Here is a 7,481-nt window from a genome sequence, read left to right as displayed (position 1 = left end):
TTATGCCAGGAACCGGATTTGAACCGGTGACACGAGGATTTTCAGTCCCAAAGAAAACGCACCTTTATCCCCTACTGGTAATAGGTTTATTATTTTTAGCTTTATTTTTTGACTAAATATTGACTAATCTAGCTTTTAATTAGGTCGTCGCCGGCGATGACCGTTGTATAAAATATGTAATCTTCGCTGTTTTGATAGCGGAGATCTGATTTGACTAATTGCATAAATTCGCGATGTCCCTCACGCCGACGACCGACTAAACAACCGGCGCTAGTGTTTTTGATATTTGCTATTGGTGCGTCGTATCCCCAATGTTGGTTTACGCCAAATAGTCCCGTGTCTAGCTTGTCTCCAGTGCGCTTAAAGTCCTTGTTAAAATCGCGGTGGACTGTAATTGGCAAAAACTGAACTAGCGCTTCATGCGGTTCTGAGTTCCCATGTATGCCGACTTTCCAGGCTTGATATTGCCCAAAAGCAATTCGCGCAGCCCCCGCTGGATTCATCGGATTGTAGGTGTAGTAATTGCCCGGTTCGGTGGTCGCCTGCCAGTGGTTGATGATTTTGGGGATACCGTCCACGAATTCAATGATTATGCGGCGATCGTTAAATTGGTTGGGGGTGTCGTTGTTGAGGGTGCTATCTTCATTCATGCCCTCAACGTAAACAATATTAAAGTTTTTCTCCCCACTAAAAACCACGTAGTTTTTAGCCTTCATGTACTGAATAATTTTAGTAGCTAACATTATGGGTTTAAATCAGCAGCCACAGCTGCCGCCATGTAAGTTTTAATTCTTTGTAAGGCAGAAGCAAGTAAAGAAATTGCTAGATTTTCAATTAAAATGTCGATGTTAGCTGTTTTCAAGGTTGTATGTACTGGCAAATGGTTAGAGGAGTCGAGACCCTGAGTTAATGTTTTGTTAATATCAACCTCAAAATGAATAGTTGGAACAACAATTTCTTCTAAAGTGGGAGATAGATTCAAATCATTGTTCGCACTTTCTAGTGTGTAAGCAAAAATCCTTTCAAGAGTTGTTACCACTAATTCAGTTTTAAGATTAGTAATTGATATTCCGATAACCGCAGTTTTTAGAGAATTAGCATGATTATTTACATTAACTGCGAATTGAATATTAGGAGCATTATCTCTTTGAGTAGGAGGCGCTCCACGATTGGCGTTACCGAAAGAAGGAAAATCAGCCATATTTACTCTTGTTTAACGTGAATGTTTAAGTAAGTTTTTATTTCTAACAAATCATGGTCTTGTGAATTTAAACGCTTATCCAAATCGTCAAAACGACCATCAAGGTCTTTCGCTATCTCTGCAATTCCACCAGAAATTTCAATTTGGTTATTTTTTAAATGATTAAAATCGCGTTCTGCTGCATACTTCTTTTTTTCCGAGTTTGCGTACCAGACCGCATACCAAACTACCACGCCAAAAACATTAGTTAACAAAGCCAGGAGAAAAGCTCCTAATGCGATTAAAGTCTGTATGTTTAATTCTTTCATGTTAAAAAAAAGCGAAAATTTATTCTCTGCGTATTCGCTCAAGCTTTCTATCAATCTCTTGTAATCTGTCTTTAATTTCTTCTAGGAAATCATTAGTCGGAGGATAAATATTTTCTTCACCGTTGTAAACCCACAGTTTTAGACTCATGTCGTAAAACCAGTAAGGGATATTAAAGTTAAGTGAATATGTTGTAGTTAGTTTAGGAAGGATCACTAAACTAATCCGGTTAAGCCAAATTTTCTCTTGATACGCTTGAGTCTCATTTAAACCACCGACAATAATTCCAGTGGCAATTTTTTGATTCAAAAAAGCCGCAAACTTCCATGTCGGCGGTGCCGTGGAACTTGTCAGCAACACCGCGATGACATGAGTATCTAACAGAAAAGGAACTTCTACAGGTGGAATTGGTAAATATCTACTAGGCTTGTGGGGAACCAATTCCGATTGAACGTTAGCTGACCAAATTAAATTCCACAGAGCAGAATTATTTAGGTCAAGCACTAACCAGGAGCCTCCCCTCCAGCTGCTTGTCTCATTTTCTTCGCAGCCCCTTGCACTACCAAAGCAGCCATTTCAGCCGCTGTTTCAGACACACTGTAATCAGTCGAGGTTTCAGCGTCTGTGCCCAACATAATAGGATATCTACGCCCACCTTTTATCGTGAAGTGTCCCCAGACATCCGTAGCAGTTGGAGGATTCTTGATTTTACTTGCGGGTATAAGTTCCCCTAATGCTTCACAAATCCCAAGCACTGTAACAAAACTGGGAAAGCGAAAGCTAATAGTGTGATATGCCGTAGTCTTGCCTTTAAGACGTTGACTATCCGCAATTAACTTGCCAGTTTTTAAAATGACAGTTCGCGAGCCACGTCCAGATACAGGTAAAACTATTTCGGTTGTTGCAATTTCCGTACCTGCTTGAGTTGCGGTAATTGTAGTGCCGTCAGCTAAAGTTATCGAACGCTTTCCAGCTTTGCGCTCTCTTACCATGACAGGTAAAGCGATCGCTTTGTCATTGATATCTAAGAACCTTGCAGCATTCATGTTGCAAGAAAAAACCCCTGAGGGATCGGGATTGCTTCTACCGGCGTCAGCGCCAGTTTTTCGAGTTATGGGGAAATAAATCCTTCCCAAACTTGCAGTTGGCATATTTTATACTCTTTTTCAGCGATTATTAAGCTAAAGGAGATACTGCAATGTCAAGGTTCACAAGCACTCTAGAACTAACTGAATACGTAGTAACAAAAGACAATACACCTGTTGCAGCGTCAGTAGTGACGCCGCTATTGACAGGGGCAGGATAGCCGCTAATTCGACTACCAGCAGGTAAGTTTGTATTTTTAACTCGTTGGGCATCGCTAGCAGCTTTTAGTGTCTTGATAAGGAATTCGCTAGTAGTCGTGTTTACCGGCAATGCTGCTGCGTCAGTCCACCAAGCTTTCACAGGATCATCAGTAGGAATTTGAGCGGCGATTTCTGCGATTGTTAGATCCACGGTATTTTTTGGATAAATAGCTTTTTTATACCATGCTCTATTTTTTTTTACCCGTCAAGGGGCTGTAACGCCCGTACAGCAATATGTCTGGTTCCAAATTACTTGTTGGAGGCTAGCCTTTGACAAGTAATTTGGATTAAATCAATTTTTATCTTTATCAACCTTAACTATTGGATCTCGCCAACGATGGCTTAAATCGCATAAAGTTATCGGTTTCTCTCGACCACATAAGAAAATTTGAGCATACTGAAACCGTACATTTCCTTCACGGCGTTTAGTTGGTTGCTTTTCCTCTTTCCCTAAAATTATTTTATTTTTAGGAGTTTCATCAAAACTTTTTTCAGGTGCTTCGTTTTGAACAACATTCATAAATTCCCATTGGGGGGAGTGCCCTTGCAAATCAAGGACTTGCTCTATAATGCGTTTGGCTTCATTTTTACTGGCTACTAAAAGCTGAAATTGATATCCTTTGCTCCAATCAGAATAACTGACTAATAACTTTCCTTTTTTCCAAACGAAAGGAGGTGTCGCAAATTTAGCTTTAATTTTTTGAGCAAGAGTCAAAATATCTTCGTTTGTAATAGTTTCTGCTTTTTTATCTGTTAATCTAAAGCTTATTTGTCCTTTTAATTGCTCTTTGTCTTTTTCTTTCTCTGCGTAAAGCTGTAAAAACTTTATTTCTACCTGTGGCTGATAACTTCGTATATTCTGAACTTTTTCGGGAGTGAAATTGTAAACCGTCCCTATATCTTTATTCCCCATCAATTGATGACTAGCAAGTGTCTGCACAATTATAGGTTTCAATAATTCGGTAGACCCTGCTAAGATAATTTTTTCTTCTTTATTCTCTCTGTTTGGCAGAACTTCAACATATTTATCCTTTCCAAAAATGGGTAATTGCTGCTGTTTGAATTTTTCAGCCGCCATATAACTGTCAATTGAATTAGCAACTACATATCCCGCTTCAACACATCCCTCCCAGGATTCTTCTAAAAATTCTTCTACAAAGTTGCGAACAAAAGTATTAGGAATAGCTTCAACTGTTTCTTCAAGTTTCAAGGCAAACGACCAAGGCTTAGAGTCTTCCGCCCCCCACGCCTTTATAATTTTACTGGTATCTCCCCCAAAAAGACTTTGAGCTAACGCCTGATTAGATTTAATGAATTTACGAGCATTTTTAAAAGAAGACAGTATTAAAGCTTGAGTACCAGACACAAAAGTATATCTAATAAGAGAACCTAAATTCTCTGAGAATTCATCTACTAATTCTTCACTAACATTCGCCATAATATGAGCGCCTAAAGGCTCGTTGAAAGCGAAAATCGTTGCAGCAGGCAACACCCCACAACCCAAATAACCTACAAAGCTCCCCAACGTACCACCTAGCATACTGCCCAGAGCATCCCACTTCGCTTGAATTTGGGTATCAATTTCTTTATCAGTAATATTCCAGTTAAAATTCCAAAGATATTGCAGTGTACTTGTAAAAAAGCCCCAAAGACTAGTTAAAGAAAAACTCAGGAAGTTTCCTACACTTTGAAAAATAAATCCAGTCAACCGTTTAGCACTATTCCAAACCCAGCCTAAAATACCTCCCTTGTCATCTGTCTGTTTATCCTCAAAAGAAGTTTTAAAAATTCTCTTGCCTGTTTTATTAAGAGCTTTGCGAACTGCTACTGACTCTAAAATTTCAAAAGTAATATCAGCTAATCCCATAAGGTTTGACTAAAAAGCATTAACCTTTTTTACCTCATAATTAGCAATATTTCTACTTGGAAGTATCTTTACTGATATCGCGAATTTTTGGACGTTCATCTAAAGGCTTCCCGTAAGGTTTCTCTTTATCTATAACTCCTGGCTGAGAGATAAATCCTTTTTCAACTTCCTCGACGAATTTATCCCATTCGTCAGCTAAATCTTTAGGGTCTTTATCTTTATCATCTTGAGCTTTATATTTTTTGATTTTTTCAAGTAGTATCCCCGCATCAATAGTTTCTGAGAACTTAGCAGCGTTTTGAAGGAAGTTTTTAATAGACTCTTTTGGATCTGCGGTTCCTATTTTTCTAAAATTAGCAACCTTCCACATTGCAGCCAATTCTAACAGGGGTGCTATTAAATCGTTAAAGTCGTCTTTGTCCTCATTCTCCCATCCTCTAACCGAGATTTCCCCTTCTTGCAACATTTTATCTAGCCGTGACTCTCCGGGCTTGAAAGCGAAAGGGATTTTACGCTCTATCTGTTCTCCTTTGTATCCTAAGAATTCAGCATTAGCCTTTGCATACTCATAAGCTAAGAAAGCCATCTGTTTACTACTACCCGCTTCAGTTAAAGCTCGAATTGTCGCATTAAGGGTTGCATCGCTTTCTGAACGAAGTACTAGCAACAGCCCCATTATTTCTGCCAATGTTTCAGCAACATTTGGTAGTTTAAGCTTTTTAGTTTGATTACCTTCTTTAGTTAAATCAGCATCTTCTATCTCAATATCAATCGGATAGCGTCCACATAAAGCGTCCATCTGCTTAATAGTGTAAGCAATAAATTCAGTCAAGCTCTCAACTTTTATGGTTCCTTTTTTTTGGTCTGTAAGAACTTTCGGAACTGTAGCGGGTAAATGAGTAGAACCAATTTTTTTAAGAATTAACTTTAGCAGTTGGTCGTTTTGTTGAACATTGGGACAGCATGACATAGGTGGGGGTGGGGGTGGGGGTGTTTGTATTTCTGGAGCGCGAAAGTTGCCAAAAATTACAGCGTACTTCATTGCAGTTTCTAAGGCATAAATCCGTTTTTTATTATAAATATAATTTACACCATAAAAATCATTTACTTCTCCAATGATCTCCACTGTTCTTGGATAAAAAAGACTAGGAATATAAAGGGGGAAGTTACTTTTATCCCGTGTGAAACCTTGTTTTTCTACTACGTCAATGCTAAAGATATCTCGGCTGTTTTTGATATCTTCCATAAAATCTTCGTAAAATTGAAAATAGCCACTAATCCCCGGATATAAGAATTCATTTTTTTCAAATACAATTTTCCATTTTGTATTAAATTTATAGAAAGTAAGTTTTTGGTTTTCAATAATTTTCCATTGCGAGTTTCCGTCATAAGGATCTCCTGAAATTGTCCACCCCCGCTCTTTCCATGCATCTATATCTTTTTGTTTTAGATATCCGATGGCGTAACCATCTGCGGTGTAGCTAGCAGTAACTTGGAACAATGCATAACCTTCTGGTTTACCTCTATAGTCGTCCTTGTAATCTCCGGTATACGGATACTGTGCCTCGATAAGTTTTATTTTACGTTTGCTTGCCTCTATCCCAGTACCGCCTATGCCAGTTCCTTCATTATACGAATTATAGATTTCTCTATATGTGATACATAATGACTTGGCGTTAGATTCTTTAAGGGGGAATTGGGAAGGTTTTTCTATATTTACATTTGGCACGGGTGGATCTGGTGGCTCTGGTAGCGCAGGGTGACAAGCCGGATCTCTATAAGAAAGACTGACATCAAACTTGCCAATAATCCCGCCGTGTCCGCCAAAAGCACGGATTACAAATCCGCATTGATCTTGTTGATACTCAAAATGAGTTGGTTCACCTCCAAATTCCAAATCTTGAAATTTAATGTCTGTGCTTGCTTTTATAGCTGGAAATATAGGTTGTTTGGTAAAAGGATTGTTAAATAAGGGGACGCTACCGGTAGGGGGTTTTAAGTTAGGATTGTTTTTCGGAATAAAGGGATTGGTTTCAGTAAAAAAATAGTCCTGAAAACGTTGTCTTACCATTTTCAAAATCTTACGTGTAAATATGATTTAGGTTTATTAGTCAATCGATTGTATTTATATGTGATTATTTCTAAATCAATTTTTCCGTAGATTTTGTAAGGCATTTTAAAATCATCTGGGTCATTAATAAGTTCAAATATGCGTTCAAAGGGATTCTTTAGCACTGCTCGTTCACAATCAATTTAACCCAAAGATAAAACCAAGACCAACTCCCCCAGAGTTACCACTTAGAAGCTTAATAGCACCATTTGGTTCAATTTGGAGTCTAGACGTTCCTCCACTTGCAAAGGTCGTTACCAGCATTATTTCCAGCGGTCTATATCCTATTGGCAAAGTTGCAATTATTTCATTTGTAACTAAAGCTGTTGACTTTTTGATGACTCCCTTGATTTCGATCAAGTCGCCTACAAGTTTTCGACATTGAGGGCTTGCAAAACCAGTCGCATACAAAGACCAACCAGAGGCTAAAGGCAATTCTTGCCACGCACCTGGTGAAGCTGAAGTTTTATTGTCAAGGGCTGCTTGTAATCCAGAAATCTCCGATATCGCATGAGTGTGCGATGTCGGAGACTTTGCATCCAATGCTGCTTGCAAACCTTGGATTAGTGCGATCGCATGAGTGTGTGACGTGGGAGACTTTGCATCCAACGCCGCTTGCAGTCCCTCAATTAATGCGATCGCATGAGTGTG

The 7,481-nt window shown here is 38.8% G+C and carries 9 protein-coding genes; all 9 read right to left on the bottom strand.

The window, feature by feature from the left end:
* Window positions 1–128: 128 nt before the first annotated feature.
* Window positions 129–743, bottom strand: a complete 615-nt coding sequence (locus OGM63_RS21420) for a hypothetical protein (RefSeq protein WP_263747681.1) — start codon at window positions 741–743, stop codon at window positions 129–131.
* Window positions 743–1,201 (bottom strand): hypothetical protein, encoded by a 459-nt coding sequence (locus OGM63_RS21415; protein WP_263747680.1) that lies wholly within the window; start codon window positions 1,199–1,201, stop codon window positions 743–745. The genes OGM63_RS21420 and OGM63_RS21415 overlap by 1 nt, the downstream gene beginning before the upstream one ends.
* Before the next feature lie 2 nt (window positions 1,202–1,203).
* Window positions 1,204–1,509, bottom strand: a complete 306-nt coding sequence (locus OGM63_RS21410) for a hypothetical protein (protein ID WP_263747679.1) — start codon at window positions 1,507–1,509, stop codon at window positions 1,204–1,206.
* 19 nt (window positions 1,510–1,528) lie between these two features.
* Window positions 1,529–2,011 carry a hypothetical protein gene (locus OGM63_RS21405; RefSeq protein WP_263747678.1) on the bottom strand — a complete coding sequence of 161 codons (483 nt, stop codon included), beginning with the start codon at window positions 2,009–2,011 and terminating at the stop codon, window positions 1,529–1,531.
* A complete protein-coding gene (locus tag OGM63_RS21400; RefSeq protein WP_263747677.1) occupies window positions 2,011–2,658 on the bottom strand; it encodes a hypothetical protein in 648 nt (215 codons plus the stop codon). The genes OGM63_RS21405 and OGM63_RS21400 overlap by 1 nt, the downstream gene beginning before the upstream one ends.
* A gap of 25 nt (window positions 2,659–2,683) precedes the next feature.
* Window positions 2,684–3,004 carry a hypothetical protein gene (locus tag OGM63_RS21395; RefSeq protein ID WP_263747676.1) on the bottom strand — a complete coding sequence of 107 codons (321 nt, stop codon included), beginning with the start codon at window positions 3,002–3,004 and terminating at the stop codon, window positions 2,684–2,686.
* Between the two features lie 141 nt (window positions 3,005–3,145).
* Window positions 3,146–4,720 (bottom strand): hypothetical protein, encoded by a 1,575-nt coding sequence (locus OGM63_RS21390; protein ID WP_263747675.1) that lies wholly within the window; start codon window positions 4,718–4,720, stop codon window positions 3,146–3,148.
* A 52-nt stretch (window positions 4,721–4,772) separates the two neighbouring features.
* The gene (locus tag OGM63_RS21385) at window positions 4,773–6,791 is read right to left on the bottom strand and encodes a hypothetical protein (protein WP_263747674.1); all 2,019 of its coding nucleotides are present in this window, start codon (window positions 6,789–6,791) and stop codon (window positions 4,773–4,775) included.
* A gap of 177 nt (window positions 6,792–6,968) precedes the next feature.
* Window positions 6,969–7,481 (bottom strand): phage tail fiber repeat family protein (locus OGM63_RS21380; RefSeq protein WP_263747673.1); only part of this gene is annotated, 513 nt, incomplete at its 5' end.

It is taken from the genome of Plectonema radiosum NIES-515 (assembly GCF_025753815.1).
GTDB classification, from domain to species: Bacteria; Cyanobacteriota; Cyanobacteriia; order Cyanobacteriales; family Nostocaceae; genus Hassallia; species Hassallia radiosum_A.
Note: the sequence above shows the minus strand (reverse complement) of the source record. Positions and strands in the feature narration are given on the sequence as shown.

Coding starts and splice junctions, on each gene's coding strand:
- OGM63_RS21420 (WP_263747681.1), bottom strand. CDS start 743: ATGTTAGCTACTAAAATTATTCAGTACATGAAGGCTAAAAACTACGTG.
- OGM63_RS21415 (WP_263747680.1), bottom strand. CDS start 1,201: ATGGCTGATTTTCCTTCTTTCGGTAACGCCAATCGTGGAGCGCCTCCT.
- OGM63_RS21410 (WP_263747679.1), bottom strand. CDS start 1,509: ATGAAAGAATTAAACATACAGACTTTAATCGCATTAGGAGCTTTTCTC.
- OGM63_RS21400 (WP_263747677.1), bottom strand. CDS start 2,658: ATGCCAACTGCAAGTTTGGGAAGGATTTATTTCCCCATAACTCGAAAA.
- OGM63_RS21390 (WP_263747675.1), bottom strand. CDS start 4,720: ATGGGATTAGCTGATATTACTTTTGAAATTTTAGAGTCAGTAGCAGTT.
- OGM63_RS21385 (WP_263747674.1), bottom strand. CDS start 6,791: ATGGTAAGACAACGTTTTCAGGACTATTTTTTTACTGAAACCAATCCC.